14 protein-coding genes and 2 pseudogenes are annotated in these 14,774 nt (G+C 71.3%); 7 read left to right on the top strand and 9 right to left on the bottom strand.

Going from position 1 to position 14,774, the window contains the following annotated elements; all coding sequences use genetic code 11:
* Positions 1-194 precede the first annotated feature (194 nt).
* A pseudogene (locus AB8A24_RS07675) lies at positions 195-492 on the top strand (IS5/IS1182 family transposase); the annotation flags it as partial.
* Positions 493-548: 56 nt separating this feature from the next.
* Here AB8A24_RS07675 and AB8A24_RS07670 read toward each other — a convergent pair.
* Positions 549-959, bottom strand: coding sequence for a RidA family protein (locus tag AB8A24_RS07670; RefSeq protein ID WP_229315252.1), 411 nt, complete (start codon positions 957-959; stop codon positions 549-551).
* Between the two features lie 320 nt (positions 960-1,279).
* Here AB8A24_RS07670 and AB8A24_RS07665 point away from each other — a divergent pair, with 320 nt between their 5' ends.
* Positions 1,280-1,915, top strand: coding sequence for a VOC family protein (locus tag AB8A24_RS07665; RefSeq protein ID WP_328960596.1), 636 nt, complete (start codon positions 1,280-1,282; stop codon positions 1,913-1,915).
* Between the two features lie 61 nt (positions 1,916-1,976).
* Positions 1,977-2,066, top strand: a pseudogene (locus AB8A24_RS07660) (IS5/IS1182 family transposase); the annotation flags it as partial.
* 149 nt (positions 2,067-2,215) lie between these two features.
* On the opposite strand, the gene AB8A24_RS07655 reads toward AB8A24_RS07660, so the two are convergent.
* The 3 genes from AB8A24_RS07655 to AB8A24_RS07645 all read right to left on the bottom strand — a co-directional run bounded on the left by AB8A24_RS07655 (position 2,216) and on the right by AB8A24_RS07645 (position 4,237).
* A complete protein-coding gene (locus AB8A24_RS07655) occupies positions 2,216-2,920 on the bottom strand; it encodes a DUF4913 domain-containing protein (RefSeq protein WP_369475200.1) in 705 nt (234 codons plus the stop codon).
* Positions 2,921-3,004: 84 nt separating this feature from the next.
* A complete protein-coding gene (locus tag AB8A24_RS07650) occupies positions 3,005-3,469 on the bottom strand; it encodes a hypothetical protein (RefSeq protein WP_314246989.1) in 465 nt (154 codons plus the stop codon).
* Positions 3,470-3,697: 228 nt separating this feature from the next.
* A complete protein-coding gene (locus AB8A24_RS07645) occupies positions 3,698-4,237 on the bottom strand; it encodes a sigma-70 family RNA polymerase sigma factor (RefSeq protein ID WP_030716460.1) in 540 nt (179 codons plus the stop codon).
* A 397-nt stretch (positions 4,238-4,634) separates the two neighbouring features.
* On the opposite strand from AB8A24_RS07645, the gene AB8A24_RS07640 reads away from it, so the two are divergent.
* Positions 4,635-5,834, top strand: a complete 1,200-nt coding sequence (locus tag AB8A24_RS07640) for a CapA family protein (protein ID WP_369475199.1) — start codon at positions 4,635-4,637, stop codon at positions 5,832-5,834.
* Between the two features lie 63 nt (positions 5,835-5,897).
* Here AB8A24_RS07640 and AB8A24_RS07635 read toward each other — a convergent pair whose 3' ends face one another.
* A complete protein-coding gene (locus AB8A24_RS07635) occupies positions 5,898-6,359 on the bottom strand; it encodes a universal stress protein (RefSeq protein ID WP_030716454.1) in 462 nt (153 codons plus the stop codon).
* Between the two features lie 115 nt (positions 6,360-6,474).
* Between AB8A24_RS07635 and lysX the strand changes: the two genes are divergently transcribed.
* A complete protein-coding gene (gene lysX / locus AB8A24_RS07630; protein WP_369475198.1) occupies positions 6,475-9,795 on the top strand; it encodes a bifunctional lysylphosphatidylglycerol synthetase/lysine--tRNA ligase LysX in 3,321 nt (1,106 codons plus the stop codon).
* A gap of 40 nt (positions 9,796-9,835) precedes the next feature.
* On the opposite strand, the gene AB8A24_RS07625 is transcribed toward lysX, so the two are convergent.
* A complete protein-coding gene (locus AB8A24_RS07625; protein WP_328960591.1) occupies positions 9,836-10,276 on the bottom strand; it encodes a DUF6086 family protein in 441 nt (146 codons plus the stop codon).
* Between the two features lie 141 nt (positions 10,277-10,417).
* On the opposite strand from AB8A24_RS07625, the gene AB8A24_RS07620 reads away from it, so the two are divergent.
* Positions 10,418-11,311 (top strand): polysaccharide deacetylase family protein, encoded by an 894-nt coding sequence (locus AB8A24_RS07620; RefSeq protein ID WP_328960590.1) that lies wholly within the window; start codon positions 10,418-10,420, stop codon positions 11,309-11,311.
* 58 nt (positions 11,312-11,369) lie between these two features.
* Here the strand turns inward: AB8A24_RS07620 and AB8A24_RS07615 are convergent, their stop codons facing one another.
* Positions 11,370-12,032: a class F sortase gene (locus AB8A24_RS07615; protein ID WP_030716444.1), complete on the bottom strand. Its 663-nt coding sequence runs from the start codon at positions 12,030-12,032 to the stop codon at positions 11,370-11,372.
* A gap of 364 nt (positions 12,033-12,396) precedes the next feature.
* Between AB8A24_RS07615 and AB8A24_RS07610 the strand changes: the two genes are divergently transcribed.
* Entirely contained in the window at positions 12,397-12,915 is a 519-nt protein-coding gene (locus tag AB8A24_RS07610; protein WP_328960589.1) for a hypothetical protein, read from the top strand.
* 99 nt (positions 12,916-13,014) lie between these two features.
* Here AB8A24_RS07610 and AB8A24_RS07605 read toward each other — a convergent pair whose 3' ends face one another.
* Together AB8A24_RS07605 and AB8A24_RS07600 are read right to left on the bottom strand one after the other, a co-directional pair.
* Positions 13,015-13,593 (bottom strand): hypothetical protein, encoded by a 579-nt coding sequence (locus tag AB8A24_RS07605; RefSeq protein ID WP_328960588.1) that lies wholly within the window; start codon positions 13,591-13,593, stop codon positions 13,015-13,017.
* Between the two features lie 198 nt (positions 13,594-13,791).
* Positions 13,792-14,562: a DUF4239 domain-containing protein gene (locus AB8A24_RS07600; RefSeq protein ID WP_266393074.1), complete on the bottom strand. Its 771-nt coding sequence runs from the start codon at positions 14,560-14,562 to the stop codon at positions 13,792-13,794.
* Between the last annotated feature and the right edge of the window lie 212 nt (positions 14,563-14,774).

Below are 14,774 nucleotides of genomic sequence, written 5' to 3'. Positions count from 1 at the left end.
GCTCGACCGGAGCATGGCGAGCGTGGACTCCACCTCCTGCCGGGCTCACCAGCACGCCGCCGGCGCACCCAAGAACCCGCCGCCCGCACCACCCAGCTCCTCAGAAGAGGCTCTGCGTAGATCAATTCTGCTGCGTGCGCACATCACCCTGGGGCTCCCGCTGGAGGAGGCGGTGCGCCAGGTGAAACCCCTGGCCGCTGTCCCTGCTCGTCACCCCGGGACAACGGGCGGACCACACCCAGTTCGAGCCGGTCATGGACAAGATCCGCGTCCACCTCCGCAGGCGCGGTATCCGGCACGTGATCCCGGAGAAGAAGGACCACATGACCCCCGGGCTTCAACAAGGACCGGTACGAAGATCGCAACACGGTGGAGCGGGCCATCGGAAAGCTCGAACAGTTCAGAGCCGTCGCCACGCGATACGACGAGCGCGGGTACGTCCATCTCGGCACCGTCACCGCTGCCGCCCTCCTCGTTCGGCCCCGATCGTGACCGGAGCCAAAACCCGGGCGGGGCGGTTGGTCCCTCGGCAGGGATGGCCCGTCGGCTCAGGAATCAAGCACGGCGGCGACGGCTTCGATCTCTACGAGCTGGCCGTCATAGCCGAGCACGGTGACACCCATCAATGTGCTGGGCACGTCGTGGTCACCGAACGCGTCCCGGACAACCTCCCACGCCGTCACCAGGTCCTCCCGCCGGTGAGAGGCAACGAGAACACGGGTGCTGATGACATCGTGCAGTGACGCGCCCGAGTCCGTCAGGGCAGTCCGCATGTTCTCCACAGCCCTGGCCGCCTGCCCCGCGACGTCCCCGATCGCCGCAGTGGAGCCATCCTCATTCAGAGGACACGCTCCGGCCAGGAAGATCAGTCGCGACTCGGCCGGGGCCGTGGCCGCGTAGGCGTACTCCGCAACATCGGACAGGGAGGCAGAGCGAATCAATGTGACAGCACGCGGCACGGGCTTCCTTTCGCAGCAGTTCCGGGACACTCAGGACCTTCTCAAAGGTCGACTCCGCGTTCGACACATTTTCCTGGCCCGCCGACTCCCGTGATGGGCCACTGCAGTCAGCCGCCCAATGGATCTCACGTGATCGAAGAGACACCCCCCCCAGGTCGTCTCTTGGAAGTGCGGTGCCCATGGGGCTGCATGCCGGATCGAAATCCTGTGGCAGCAGCGCTCGCCCCGCAGCGGGCGATCGGGCGGGTCGTGGGCGGACGCGGCCGGGGCGGCGGGCGTGGCGTCGGGATTTGTGTGGGTTGTCGGGTGATGATGGCGCGGTGCGACTTGATCACGTGTCCTATGCGGTGGCCCGCGACAGCTTCGTCTCGACCGTCCAGTGGATCGGATCGGCCCTCGGCGGCGGGTTCGTCGACGGGGGCGTACACCCGCGATTCGGCACCCGCAATTTCATTCTCCCGCTGAGCGGCGGCACCTACGTCGAGGTGGTCACCACACTCGACCACCCCGCCGCCGACCGCGCACCCTTCGGCCAGGCGGTCGCGCGCCGCGCCGCCGAGGGCGGCGGCTGGCTCGGGTGGGTGGTCTCCGTCGACGACATCGCCCCGGTCGAGGCCCGCCTCGGCCGCACCTCGGCCGAGGGCCACCGTGTCCGCCCCGACGGGTTCGACCTGAGGTGGAAGCAGATCGGCCTGCTGGAGCTGCTGGAGGAGCCACAACTGCCCTACTTCCTTCAGTGGTTGGTTCCCACCGAGGAGCGCCCGAGCGCCGACCCGCGCACCTCCAGCACCATCCACGGGGTCTCCATCGCCGGCGACGCCGCCTCCATCGCCGAATTCCTCGGCGAACCGGCCGACCACCCCCTCGACCAGATCGACGTCACCTGGGTCGAGGATGAGGAGCCGGGCCTGGTCTCGGTCGAGTTCGCCACCGCCCACGGCCCGGTCACGATCTGACCAGGGCCCGGCTGCCCCGCAAGAAAGGGCCGAAGGCCGCAGCGAGCCCGCCGACCACGCCCTCGGACGCTCACGCGGCGGCCTGAGCACCAAGGTCCACCTGGCCGCCGACGACCGTGCACGGCCCTTGGCCCTGACCGTCACCGCGGGCAGCGGAACAGCGTCGAACGCCGCATCGACCGCCTCGAGCAGTGGCGCGGCCTGGCCACACGATGCGACGAACTCGCCATCGCCTACCAGGCAGCACTCCACCTCGACGCCATCCCCATCCGGGCACGACGCTGACCGAAGGGACAGAACCTAGGTCGGCTCGTACGGTTCCACCGGGAGCGGGCCGAGCGGGTCCTGTGCGTGGCCCTCGGGCGAGCAGGCGGCGAACGGGCCCTGCCGGGGGTCCATCAGGACCTTGAGGTGCGGATCGGCGTGCTGGATCCACCACGTCGTCATGCCGAGGGCGGCATCGTGCCGCAGGTGCTCCCAGGCCAGCCAGAGCGCGGACAGTCGGGCCCCCGCCTCGGGGTGTTCCCACCAGGCCGGACACCAGGTCGCGGACGTACCGTCCAGGGGTCGGCGGATCATGACCGCCAGGTAGTCGGTGACGAAGGTGAAGACGTCGGCGAAGTAGAACTCGGCCAACTCGCCCGTGGCTTGCTGCGTCGGTGTGCCGGAGGTGGAAAGCGGCTCCGGCTCCGGCCTGGGCAGCGGGTACAGCGCGAGCAGCGTGCCGAGGGCGTCGTCGCCGCGTCGAAGCTCCGTCAGGAGCCAGCCCAGGAGGAGGTCCTGGGACTCGGCGACCTCGGCGTAGGCGTCCGCCGCGAGGGACGCGACGATCCGCTCCCGCCACTCGTTCAGCCGCTTCCTCCAGCGCTCCTCCTCGACGGCGGTCCGGGACCCGGACAGGAAGCGCGCCACCGCCCATTGGTGTTCCTTCCAGGCGTCACCATCGGCATCGGCCGTCACCCGCGCTGCCACCCGTTGCGCGTTCTCGATCGCTTTGCTGTCCATGGAACTGATGAGCGCCTTTCGAGCCAGGTAAGGAGTGCGCTGATCATATGAGTTCAGCGTCCCGTGCCCGTGCTCGCGGCTTCGTCAGAACAGGTGCATCGCCAAGTGACCCAGGGGTAGTCCGAGTTGCCAGGCCGGGGTCCATACGCGCGCGTTCTCGTCCAGTCCCGGCGGGATGTCGGTGTGGTCGGGCCGCCCGGGGTCGAGGTTGGTGGCGAACAGCTCGGTGCCGTCCAGCCACCGCCAGGCCGCCCGGGCCAGTTCCAGGTCGGGGTCCCCGCCGTCGCCGCGCTCCCGGGCCTCCTCGCCGAGTGCGAGGAACCGCGTGTGCACCCAGTCGCGCCACGGGTGTCCGTACGCCGTGAGCGACAACCACTCGTCGAGCTGCGAGACCACCCGGATGCCGGAGAGCTCGCCGGCCGCGTCCGAGAGGTAGATCGTCAGGGCGAGCGTGTCCCGTCCGGCCCTGAACTCCAGGGTGCTGACCGGGATGAGCCGGCCCGTACGCAGCAGTTCGTCCGCGATGTACTCGGCGTACAGCCAGGCCATGGGCACCGCGAGCCCGCCGTCACTGGTGCCGTTACTACCCTCGGGCTGCACCGTTCCACCTTCTCCCGCGCTTCGAGCGTCCCGTCGTCAGTCCTGAGCCTTCACCGAGCGGCTCGCGGAGCGGGGGTTGTTTACTCAACTTGCACGCTCTGGTGCCGAAATCGACGCGTTTTATGTCCGGTCCGCATCCATTCACGGCGTTACCCGATCCGTCGCGGTGCCGCCGACTCAGGCGCCGAGGCCGTACCCGTACCCCTGGAGGCCCTTCTTCAGGGCGCGCAGGGCGTAGTACGTGCGGGACTTGACGGTTCCGGCCGGGATTCCGAGCTCGGCGGCGGCCTCGGCCACCGAGCGGTCGCGGAAGTAGACCTGCATCAGCACCTCGCGGTGCTCCGGTCCCAGGGATCCCACGGCCCGCCGGACGTCGATCGCCGTGACCGATCCGGCCACCGCGTCCTGGGGCTCGGGTGCGTGTTCCAGTCCCTCCGGATCCACCTCCAAGGGCCGTGACAGCCGGGCCCGGCGGGCGTCGATCGCGAGGCGCCGGGCCACCGTGAACAGCCAGGGCCGCATGGAGTCGTGCCCGCTGGAGAGGGCCTCCGGGTGTTGCCAGACCCGCACGAGGGTCTCCTGTACGAGGTCCTCGGCGCGCTGGGCGTCTCCTGCCGTCAGGCCGAGCAGGAATCCGAACAGGGCCCGCCCGTGGTCACGCTGGAGTTCGGCGAGTGCCTCGGGATCCGTACGCGGGAGGGTGGGGGAGAGCGGCACGAGGGGCTCCTTCCGGGGTGCGCGGGGGGCCGTGGAGGCGGCGACACGTCCACCCTGACCTGCACGGAGCCGAGCTGGAACCGTCCGGCCCCGGTGGTGCGCCCAAGCACCCGGGTCGTCCGCCGGGCGGCCGTGCCGGTCGGTGAACGGTCGAACGGCGCGGCGAACGGCAGACGGTGCCCCCCTGCGGTCGGCCCCCGCGGCCGGCGTCCCGCACGCCCGCCGTCGCCCACACCCACACCCGCCGTCGCCCACACCCACACCCGCTGTCGGTCGTGTCCGCCGTTCGGGTGGGCGTGTGCCCGCGCGGCGGACCCGTCTCTTGACTTACGGCGTGTAGTTATGTGGATTGCATGTGATCACACGTCAGATAATCGTATTAATGAGAGCAGGGCACATGACCACGCGAATCCGGCCGCAGGTGCTCGCCCTCCTGTCGGCCGTGCTGCTGTCCGCCGTCGCCGGATGTTCGGCCACCGGGAGCTCCGCACCGGCCCGCCTCGGCGACTCCGGCGCCCCGGCCACCCCCTCCAGTGCCGCCGGATCGCCCGCCGCCAAGGGCTTCACCCTGGTCGCGAGCGGCGACGTACTGCCGCACACCTCCGTCATCCAGCGCGCCGCGAACGACGCGGACGGCGACGGGTACGACTTCAGGCCGATGTTCTCCGGCGTCAAGGCCGTGGTCTCCGGAGCCGACCTCGCCCTCTGCCACATGGAGACCATCTACGGGGAGGAAGGCGGCCCCTTCTCCGGCTATCCCGCCTTCAAGTCCCCGCCGGAGGTCGCGGACGGGCTGAAGGACACCGGGTACGACGGCTGCTCCACGGCCTCGAACCACACCCTCGACGACGGGGGAGCGGGCCTGCGCCGTACGCTGGACCGCTTCGACAAGGTCGGCCTGCGGCACGCCGGCTCGGCCCGTACGGCCGCCGAGGCGGCCGCGGTGACCACGTACACGGCGGGCTCCGCCAAGGTGGCGCACCTCGCCTACACCTACGACACCAACGGCTACCCCCTGCCCGAGGGTCAGCCGTGGGCGGTCAACCTGATGAAGCAGGACAAGATCATCGCGGATGCGCGGGCGGCCCGGAAGGCGGGCGCGGACGTGGTGCTGGTGAGCGTGCACTGGGGTACGGAATGGGAGACCGAACCGGACGACACCCAGCTCTCGCTCGGCAAGGCGCTGACCGCCTCGCAGACCGGCGGCCGCCCCGACATCGACATGATCCTCGGCACGCACGCGCACATCCCGCAGCCCTACGAGAAGGTCAACGGGACCTGGATCGTCTACGGCATGGGCGACCAGGTCGCCGGCGAGATGTTCAACCACACCGGCGCGCGCGACATGCGGGGCAACTACGGCTCGATCGGCCGCTTCACCTTCGCCCCGCCGGCCGCAGCCGGGCAACGCTGGCAGGTCACCAAGGCCGAGTTCGTGCCGCAGATGATGGACCTGTCCGTGGGCCGGGTCGTCCACCTGCCCGACGCCCTCGCCGAGAACCCCGGCCGCGAGGACTACGAGAGCGCGCGGGACGCCATCGGCGAGGCCGTCCTCAGCCGCGGCGCCGCCAAGGACGGCCTGACCATGGGCAAGTAGCCCGGGGCGTCCTCGGGGTCGCCCGACCTCGAGGACCCTGGACCGATCCGGGACCTGCAGAACCTACGGAACCACGGTGACGGGCCAGCGGCCCGCCTTGACCAGGCGGATCGCCACCGACCCCACGATGCGGTGGCCCGCCTGCTCGGAGGCGCCGACCACCACCGCGTCCGCCATCAGCTCGTCCGCCGCGCTCACCAGCCCGGCGTACGGGTCGCCGCGGAAGGTGTGGAACTGCCAGCGCACCTCGTAGATCCCCTTGAGCCGCTCCGCCGACGCGCGGATCTCGGCCACCAGCCCCTCCGCGATCTCCCCGGTGGTGTCCGCCACCGGCGCGCCCAGCGCGGCGCCGGCCGGGATCACCGGCTGGACGTACACCAGGGCCAGCAGGGCGTTCTGTCGCCGGGCCAGTCCCGCCGCGTAGGCCGCGGCCCGCAGCGAGGACTCCGATCCGTCGACCCCGGCCAGGATCACCTTCGGGCCGTCGGTACCGCGTTCGAATTCCGTGTTCACGTGCTCCGTCACCCTGCCGAGGATAGGCCGTGCGCAGGGACGCCCGGGGCCCGGCCCGGGGAGCGCCCGGGGAACGCTCCTCCCGTTCGGCGCGCGCACCGGGGCCGCCCTCCCTACAGTGCGAACCATGAGTGCCACCAGTGCCACCAGTGCCACCGTGGAGGCGAAGCACGGAACCCGGAACCGCTTCCTGAACCGGGTACCCGACGGGTTCGGCGCGTTCTTCGGAGCGCTCGGCCTGCTGTGCGCCCTGCTCGCACTCTCTCCCACGCTGCGCCGGCTCCTACGGCACATCGTGCGGTTCCTCGACCTGATCGTCGTCCCCGTCAGCGCGAACCTCGCCTACGCCGTCTTCCTCTTCCTCCTCGCCGCGGCCCTCGGCACCCGCAAGAAGGTCGCCTGGTGGATCGTCATCACCTATTTGGCCCTGCTGATCGTCGACGACGTGCTGGAGATGGCCGTCGGCGAGTACTGGATCGGCGTCCCCTCCATGGTCATCGCCGTCGCCGCGATGGCCGTACTGATCGCCGCCCGCGACGAGTTCTACGCCGCCTCGCGCCCCGGGGCCCTGTGGCACGCCCTGCTCGTGCTCGGCCTCGGCCTGCTCGCCGCCGTACTCGCGGGCTGGGCGCTCGTCGCCCTCTTCCCCGGCACCCTGCCCAAGGGCCAGTGGCTGGACTGGGCCGCCAAAGAGGTCTTCGGCGGCCTCTTCTCGGCCCGGGAGTTCGACGGCCACCCACCCCGCCCGCTGTCCTTCCTGCTCGGCCTCTTCGGCGCCGCCGCCCTGCTGAACGCGGCCATGACCCTCTTCCGCTCCCAGCGCCTGACCGCCGCCCTGCACGGCGACGAGGAGCCGCGTATCCGCGCCCTCCTCGGCGCCTACGGACGCAACGACTCCCTCGGCTACTTCGCCACCCGGCGCGACAAGGCCGTCGTCTTCGCCCCCAACGGCAAGGCCGGCGTCACCTACCGCGTCGAGGCCGGCGTCTGCCTCGCCAGCGGGGACCCGGTCGGTGACCCCGCCTCCTGGACCGCCGCCATCGACGCCTGGTTGGCCGTGGCCCGCCGCTACGGTTGGCAGCCCGCCGTCATGGGAGCCTCCGAGGACGGCGCCACCGCCTACGGCCGCTCCGGGCTCGGCGCCCTGCAACTGGGCGACGAGGCGATCCTGCACGTGGCCCACTTCGACCTCGACGGCCGCGACATGCGCGTGACCCGCCAAGCCGTCAACCGGGTCCGGCGCACCGGCGCCACCACCGTCGTCCGCCGCCACTCCGCCCTCTCCCAGGACGAGATGCAGAGGATCGTGGAAAACGCCGACAAATGGCGCGACACCGAGACCGAACGCGGCTTCTCCATGGCCCTGGACCGGCTCGGCGACCGCGAGGACGGGGACTGCCTGCTGGTCGAGGCCTTCGACGACCAGGGCGAGCTGATCGCCCTGCTCTCCTTCGTCCCCTGGGGCAAGGACGGCATCTCCCTCGACCTGATGCGCCGCGACCGCACCGCCCCCAACGGGGTGATGGAGTTCATGGTCGCGCAGCTCTGCGCCGCCGCCCCCGGTCTCGGCGTACGCCGGATCTCCCTCAACTTCGCCGTCTTCCGCTCCGCCTTCGAGGAGGGCGGCCGGATCGGCGCCGGCCCCGTCCTGAAGCTGTGGCGCAAACTGCTCCTCTTCTTCTCCCGCTGGTGGCAGTTGGAGGCGCTGTACCGCTCGAACGTCAAGTACGGCCCCGAGTGGTACCCGCGCTTCCTCTGCTACCAGGACGCCGGCTCGCTCGCCCGGGTCAGCCTCGCCTCCGGCATCGCCGAGGGCTTCGTCTCCGTACCCAGCCTGCGCACCCTGTGGGGCAACGGCCATCCCAAGGGCCTCACCGCCCCCGTCAACACCGAGGGCCTGCCCGCCATCGACTCCCTCGGCCTGGACGCGGTCGAGCAGGCGGACGCGGGTGCCCCGGCCGAGCGGCTGCCCGAACAGGTCCGCGTCCGCCACGCCAAACTGGACCGCATCCGGGCGGCCGGCACCGACCCCTACCCCGTGGGGATCCGCGCGCGCACCCACACCGTCGCGGAACTGAAGGCGGCCCACCCCGACCACCCGCCCGGCGCCCGGACCGGCGCCGAGGCCACCCTCGCCGGACGCGTGATGGTCGTACGCGACCTCGGCGGCGTGGTCTTCGCCGTCCTGCGCGACTGGTCCGGGGACATACAGCTCATGCTCACCCGCGACGAGGCCGGGGCCGAGGTGCTGGACTCCTTCACCTCCCAGGTCGACTTCGGTGACCACGTGCTGGTCAGCGGCGAGGTCGGCGCCAGCAAGGCCGGCGAACCGTCCCTCGTGGTCCGCTCCTGGCAGCTCACCGGCAAGTGCCTGCGCCCCCTCCCGGACAAGCGCAAGGGCCTCGCCGACCCCGAGGCCCGGGTCCGGCGCCGCTACCTCGACCTCGTCGCGAGCCCCGAGGCCCGGGACGTCGTACGGGCCCGCTCCAGCGCGGTCCAGGCCCTGCGCCAGGGACTCCTCGACCGCGGCTACCTGGAGGTCGAGACCCCGATGCTCCAGCAGATCCACGGCGGCGCCAACGCCCGGCCCTTCCGCACCCACATCAACGCCTACGACCTCGACCTGTACCTGCGCATCGCGCCCGAGCTGTACCTCAAGCGGCTCTGCGTCGGCGGCATGGAGAAGGTCTTCGAAATGGGCCGCACCTTCCGCAACGAGGGCGTCTCCTACAAGCACAATCCCGAGTTCACGATGCTGGAGGCCTACCAGGCCTTCGCCGACTACGACGTGATGCTCGACCTCACCCGCGAACTGATCCAGGGCGCGGCCACCGCCGCCTTCGGCTCGCCCATCGCCCACAAGGCGGGCCCGGACGGGAAGCTCGTCGTCCACGACATCTCCGGAACCTGGCCGGTCAAGACCATGTACGGGGCCATCAGCGAGGCCCTCGGCGAGGAGGTCGACGCCGACACCGAGGAGCAGGTGCTGCGCCGGCTGTGCGACCGGGCGTCGGTCCCGCACGCCCCCGAGGACACCCGCGGCGACGTGGTGCTGGAGATGTACGAGCGCCTCGTCGAGGAGCGCACCAAGCTGCCCACCTTCTACAAGGACTTCCCCACCGACGTCTCCCCGCTCACCCGCCAGCACCGCAGGGACCCCCGGCTCGCCGAACGCTGGGACCTGGTCGCCTTCGGCACCGAACTGGGCACCGCCTACTCGGAGCTGACCGACCCGGTGGAACAGCGCCGCCGGCTCACCGCGCAGTCCCTGCTCGCGGCGGGCGGTGACCCGGAGGCCATGGAGCTCGACAACGACTTCCTGGACGCCCTGGAGTACGCGATGCCGCCCACCGGCGGCCTCGGCATCGGCGTGGACCGCCTGGTCATGTTCCTCACGGGCCTGACGATCCGCGAGACCCTCCCCTTCCCCCTGGTCCGCCGCGGCTGACCGCCCCGAAGGGGCACCTCGTCGTCGCCGTGGCGGGCCCTCATTGCCTCGGCATACGCCGTTCCAGCCGCGCCGCCTGCTCGCGCAGCCCCGTCGACCAACTACGGCCGGGCGGCGGAGCGGCCATTCCCGCGGCGGACACCTGTACGTCCTCGCGAGGGCCGTCCGGGGCGGCGCCGAGCCGCTCCCGGTCCAACCGGATCCCGGCACGCTCCGCGAGCACGACCACGGTGGCGGTGAAGCCCTCCGAAAGCGCGAGCACGATGGCGTGGCTCGTCCTGCGGTGCTGGACCAGCAGGGCGTCGACGAAGGCCGCGAAGGCGATCGGGTCGACCTGGCACTCGTCGTTCTCCATCGGCCCGATGCCCGAACCGAGCCCCAGCTCCGCCTCGAAGACCGCCACCTGGCGCCGGAACATCCGGGAGGCCCCGTTGGACGGGTTCCACAGCGTCACATCGCCCATGTCGAAGTACTGACTCATCGTCGGCCCCCTCCGGCTCATCCCGACGGACCAGTGTAGACAGCATGATCAACACCGCGGGCGTGCGCCGACCGGGTGAGGGGAAGAGGGTGCCTCCGCGCCTCTCGACAACTTCGGCGATGTCGTTGATACGTAGTAATAATGAAAAATGACGAGCCGACAGTAGGGCGGCGCACGGTCCTGCGTACCGCCGTCTTCCTCGGGGTCGCGGCCGCCTCCGGACTGCTCAGCGTCAGTGGTGAGAGCGGCAGCGGAGCCCCCGGACCGGGGCCGGGCGGGTCCGGAGCACCGGCAGGGCCGGGGGCGCCACCCGCGGCGGGTGCGCCGGGGTTGCGAGCGCGGGCGCTGCCCGAGAAGTCGTACCGGCTGCAACCGATGACCGCCGACGCGCCGGTGCGCGCGGCGGCCGCGAAGCCGGCCGTACGGACCCGGCCCATCCTGGAACTCCCCGCCGACGCCGCCGCGTCGGGCGGCATGGTGCTCACCTTCGACGACGGCCCGGACCCCCGCTACACCCCCGCCATCCTCGACACCCTCGCCCGGTACGGCGTGCGCGCCATGTTCTTCGTCTGCGGGGAGATGGCCACCGAGAACCGGAACCTGCTGCGCCGGATGGTCGACGAGGGCCACGTCATCGGCAACCACACCTGGACCCACCCGCTCATCCCGCAACTCAGCCGGCCCGCCCTCGCCTCCGAGATCGGCCGCACGAGCGAGGTCGTGCAGCAGACCGTCGGTGAGGCGCCGTTGTGGTTCCGGGCCCCCTACGGAGCCTGGAACCGGGCCGCCTTCGAGATCGGGGCGGAACTCGGCATGGAGCCGCTCGCCTGGACCGTGGACACCTTGGACTGGAAGGAACCGGGGACCCCGACGATCATCTCCCGGGTACTGGGCGGCGCGGCCCCCGGCGTGATCGTCCTGTCGCACGACGCCGGCGGCAACCGGTCGCAGAGCGTCCAGGCGATCTCCTCGTACCTTCCCCAACTGCTGGCCCGGGGCTACCGGATGACCCTCCCGGTGCTGCCGCCCCGCTGAACCGGGACCCGGCCGCGGCGGCCGCGGCGGCCGCCCCCGGGCCCGGCCGCTCCCGGGCTCAGCGGGCCTCCACCATGCGGGCGAAGACGACCACGTTGCCGTCGTAGCCGCGGGCCTTCGAGTATCCGCCGCCGCAGGTGATCACCCGGAGCTCCGGGTGCCCGGTGTCCCCGTACACCCGGGCCCCGGGGAAGGCCTCCTTGGAGAACACCTCCACGCCGTAGACCTCGAACACCGCCGTGCGCCCGTCGTACCGCTCCACCTCGATGTGGTTGCCCGGCTTGACCGAGCCCAGGCCGTAGAAGACCGCGGGGCCCTGCGCGTTGTCCACGTGGCCCACGATCACCGCCGAGCCCCGCTGGCCCGGCGAGATGCCGTTGAGGTACCAGCCGGCGAGATTGCGGTCCTGCGGGGGCGGCGCGTCGATCCAGCCCTCCGCGTCCAGTCCGACCGTCATCACCGGCGCGTCCACGTTGATCGTGGGGATCCGGATGCGCTGGACCGACGAGTGCTCCAGCACCTCCATGTCCGCCGGGGGCGTGGGCGGATTCGCCGGCAACTGGTCGGACGTCACCGCGACGGCCGAGGCCGCGGTGGGCTGTGGCGGCCCGTCGCCGACGTTCACACCGTTTCGCACCATGGCGAGGCCGGTGAGCATGACCAGGGCGAGCACGCCCCATGGCGAGTATCTGCGTTTCTGCCCGGTCTCGTCCTCGCCCATCGTTCTCCCTTCCCGACGCGGGGGTCCCGACCCGCGTTCCTGTCCCGCCCCTGTACGCCCTACTTCACGCACGCTAAGGCCGAGCCGGCAGGACGGCGAGGGGGAAAGGGCGAACGGGTGGCCGCCACCCGGAGGGGGCCGGAAGGGGTGCGCCCATCCAGGTAATCGTCACATAAATGCCTGACGGGTCGTGACCTGCGGATCCGTCAGCCGCGTCGTCCGCGCTTCGGCGTGTCGCTCAACCGGGCGGCCCAAAGCCGGAAATGCGGAGGTTGCGGGACGACCTGAGGGTTCGACGTGGGAGGCGTTCTCGTCGATCATCCGGGGCCGACGCTCCGGGGCGCTTTCCGCTGGAGGTTCCACCATGCGTGTTGTGCGCGCTCTTACCGTGGCGGCGGCAGCCTGCGCCGCGATCGGCCTCAGTGCCCCATTCGCCTCCGCGAACCAGGATCCCGGGGGCCGGGGTGGGAACGGGGGTGGGAACGGCCCCAGCAACATCTCCGTCAACCCGTACTCCGTGCACCAGGGATCCACGATGCAGGTGAGCGCGGCGGGCTGCGGACACGGCGGTACCGTCGCCTCGCCCGGCAACTTTCCGCCCGCCAACCTGTCCGCCGGCTCGATCGGCTTCGCGACCGTCCGGGTCTTCAACCACGCCTCGCCCGGTCACCACACGCTGTCGGTCAAGTGCAACGACAGCAATCTGGTCGCCACGCACCGCTTCACGATCCTCGAGGGCAACCCCTCGCAGGGCGGCATCGGCGGATCGTTCGGTCCGTCCACCGCCGAGACCGCCATCGGCGCGAGCCTCGTCGGCGCCGCGGCCTTGGGGGCCGGCGCCCACGTGGTGCGCCGTCGCCGTCCGCTCCGCAGCCGGGCCTGACCGGTCTCCCCGGACGCAGATCCCCCGCTACCGCCGATCGCCCCGAGTCCTCGTCAGGACTCGGGGCGATCGGCGGTAGCGGGGGGATGTCCGGCGGATTCAGTGGCTACGGTCGGACCCCCGGCGGCGCAGGGCGAACACGGTGCCGCCCGCGGCGGCGAGGAACAGTCCGGCGCCGGCGCCGAGCTCCAGGGGATCCATACCGGCGATGCTGCCGCCCAGACCGCCGCGGACACCGAGGGCGGAGGACGGGGTCGGGTAGAGGGTCGCGCCGGTGCCGGTCCGCGTGGAGCTCGTGGTGGGTCCGGTGCTGCCGCCGGCGATCGTCAGATCGGCCGAGCCGGTCTCACCGTTGCAGGTGAAGGAGACGGAGTAGACGGCTCCGCGCCGGGCGTCCCGGTCCACGGTGACCCGTACGGTCTGACCGCGCGCGATGCTCACGGTGTCGAAGACCCCGGACGAGGCGGTGGCGTAGGCGGCGTTGCATCGACTGACGGCGAGGACCGTCTGCCCCCCGGGGGCGACGGTCGAAGGTGTGAGGGTGAACCCGAACGAGGTGATCGTGGGCCGGGCCTCGGCCGCGGTCGCGGCGGGCACGCCGAAGGCGCCGAGCGCGAGTACGGCGCCGGTGGCGCCGGCGCTCAGCAGGGCGGTGGCAGAGGTACGTATCGCACCCATGGTTGGTTCTCCGGATCCCCGAGGAGCAGCCGCGGAACGGTTTTCCGCACGTGGGGGGTCGTGCGCCTCGATGTCCGACACGCTAGGTCGGGGTGCGGTGACCCGCGATCAGGAACGGGCGAATGGGGCATGGCCATGGGCCGAACCGGGGACGGGAGGCCCGTCCCCGGTTTGCGAGCGGCGAGATCCCGAGATCCCCTAGCCCTCGAGGTCCAGGTGGGGGAACTGGGCGAGGAACGGTTCGGCGGTGGCGGAGATGCCTCGCCCGAACGGCGCGTCGAAGTCCCAGATCAGGAACAGCAGGAACGCGATCAGGGCGCTGAACAGGCCGGCCAGCAGCATCTCGCGGAACGACCGCCTGATCTGCAGGGTGAAGATCAGCCCCACGGTCACCAGGGCGCCGACGATCAGCCCGAACCACACCACCCCCGGCATGGTGGCCCCGGCACTCGAACCGCGTGCGCTGCGGGCGTCGTCCACCACCGCGACCTGGTCGACCAGCGGCTGGTAGGCCTGCCCCTCGTGGTCGGTCTGCGGCTCGTAGTCGGTGACGTCCCGGCGGATACGTTCCAGCAGCTCCCCGCCGTGCTCGCTGAGCTCGCCGTGGTCGGCCATCCGCTTCCACTCCGTGTCCACGACGTAGGTCACGTACGCGTCGACATCGGAGCGGATCCGCTTGCGCACCTCGGCCGGGTAGACCTCGGAGCGGACACTGATCTCGTGCAGGGCCTGGGCCTCCTGGCGCACGTATTCCTGGGCGGCCCCGCGGCCCTCCCAGACGCCGGCGATCGCCAGGCCGAGCACGATCGCGTAGATCACCCCGATCATCATCGTCATGTACTCGATGACGTCCGGGGTCTCGTTCGGATCGTCGTCGTCGCCGATCCTCCTGTGGTTGAGGAAGGCGATGGACAGCACCACGGCACAGGCCGCGGCCATCGCGATGGACAGGACGAGCCATTCCGACAAGATGACTCCCAATCGTTTACTGGTGGGGCGGAAGAAGCGCTAGCGCGGGCGCAGCGCGACGATCGCGAGCACCGCGGGAGCGGCGGTCATCAAGGTGAAAGTCACCGGCGAGATGTGGTGCTCGGCGGGTTTGCGGGCCGCCGCGTGATAGGCGGGTCGGGCCACGGGTTTCGGCGGTGCGGGTTTCACCTCTGGGGCGGGTGGTGGCGCTG

Source organism: Streptomyces sp. BF23-19 (assembly GCF_041106355.1).
GTDB lineage: Bacteria > Actinomycetota > Actinomycetes > Streptomycetales > Streptomycetaceae > Streptomyces > Streptomyces virginiae_A.
This window is presented reverse-complemented; position numbering and strand designations above follow the sequence as displayed.

What these genes read in the sequence shown, in the direction of transcription:
- AB8A24_RS07655 (WP_369475200.1), bottom strand. Translation starts at nt 2,920, where the DNA reads ATGGACAGCAAAGCGATCGAGAACGCGCAACGGGTGGCAGCGCGGGTG.
- AB8A24_RS07650 (WP_314246989.1), bottom strand. Translation starts at nt 3,469, where the DNA reads ATGGCCTGGCTGTACGCCGAGTACATCGCGGACGAACTGCTGCGTACG.
- AB8A24_RS07640 (WP_369475199.1), top strand. Translation starts at nt 4,635, where the DNA reads ATGACCACGCGAATCCGGCCGCAGGTGCTCGCCCTCCTGTCGGCCGTG.
- lysX (WP_369475198.1), top strand. Translation starts at nt 6,475, where the DNA reads ATGAGTGCCACCAGTGCCACCAGTGCCACCGTGGAGGCGAAGCACGGA.
- AB8A24_RS07625 (WP_328960591.1), bottom strand. Translation starts at nt 10,276, where the DNA reads ATGAGTCAGTACTTCGACATGGGCGATGTGACGCTGTGGAACCCGTCC.
- AB8A24_RS07620 (WP_328960590.1), top strand. Translation starts at nt 10,418, where the DNA reads ATGAAAAATGACGAGCCGACAGTAGGGCGGCGCACGGTCCTGCGTACC.
- AB8A24_RS07615 (WP_030716444.1), bottom strand. Translation starts at nt 12,032, where the DNA reads ATGGGCGAGGACGAGACCGGGCAGAAACGCAGATACTCGCCATGGGGC.
- AB8A24_RS07610 (WP_328960589.1), top strand. Translation starts at nt 12,397, where the DNA reads ATGCGTGTTGTGCGCGCTCTTACCGTGGCGGCGGCAGCCTGCGCCGCG.
- AB8A24_RS07605 (WP_328960588.1), bottom strand. Translation starts at nt 13,593, where the DNA reads ATGGGTGCGATACGTACCTCTGCCACCGCCCTGCTGAGCGCCGGCGCC.